Annotated in this window: 1 protein-coding gene; it reads right to left on the bottom strand. The window is 65.8% G+C overall.

What is annotated here, in order from left to right; translation table 11 throughout:
* Nucleotides 1–605: Eco57I restriction-modification methylase domain-containing protein (locus ACTQ1E_RS08870; RefSeq protein WP_441565899.1), on the bottom strand; the 605-nt coding region annotated here is incomplete at both ends.

Genomic DNA, 605 nt, shown 5'->3' on the forward strand with positions numbered 1-605 from the left:
TTTCGGATTGCCTCGAGGGCCTTCTTGCGCTTGGCATCGCTGCCGTTGATGTCGACGAGGCGCACATAGGCGCCCTCGCATGCCGCGCGGCCGTTGTAGACGACGTCGGCCGTGACGTTGACGACCTCGCCGCCGATGGCATCGAACGCGCGAGGGCCCAGGTGCAGCATGGACAGGATCGACTTGCCCTCGATGAGCGAGGAGCGCATCTTCTCGAAGCTGCCCAGGAACATCCAGCTCTGCATGGTGATCATTGCCGCGTAGCCGCGGTCCTTCGCCAGGTTGAACCCGCGCTCGATGAAGCACGTGCACAGGTCGCTCTTGACGTCGGGGTAGTTCTTCTTGACCCACCTGGACATGAAGGGGCCGAAGCTGGAGCTGCCCATGTAGGGCGGGTTGGCCACCACGCAGTCGTGGCGGCGGGCCAGGGTCTCGCAGGTGGAAAGGGCACTCTGGAGCTTCTCCCTGGAGCTGCTGCCGAACAGGCCGCCGTCGCCGGTGAGCTCTATCGCCTCGCGGATCGCGGCGAGGTCGTCCTTTCCCGGGGCGAGCAGGGAGCCCGCCTCGTTCAGGTGCGCCAGGGCGTCGACGAGGTCCTTCCTCTT

The organism is Collinsella sp. LCP21S3_C7 (assembly GCF_052118485.1).
GTDB lineage: Bacteria > Actinomycetota > Coriobacteriia > Coriobacteriales > Coriobacteriaceae > Collinsella.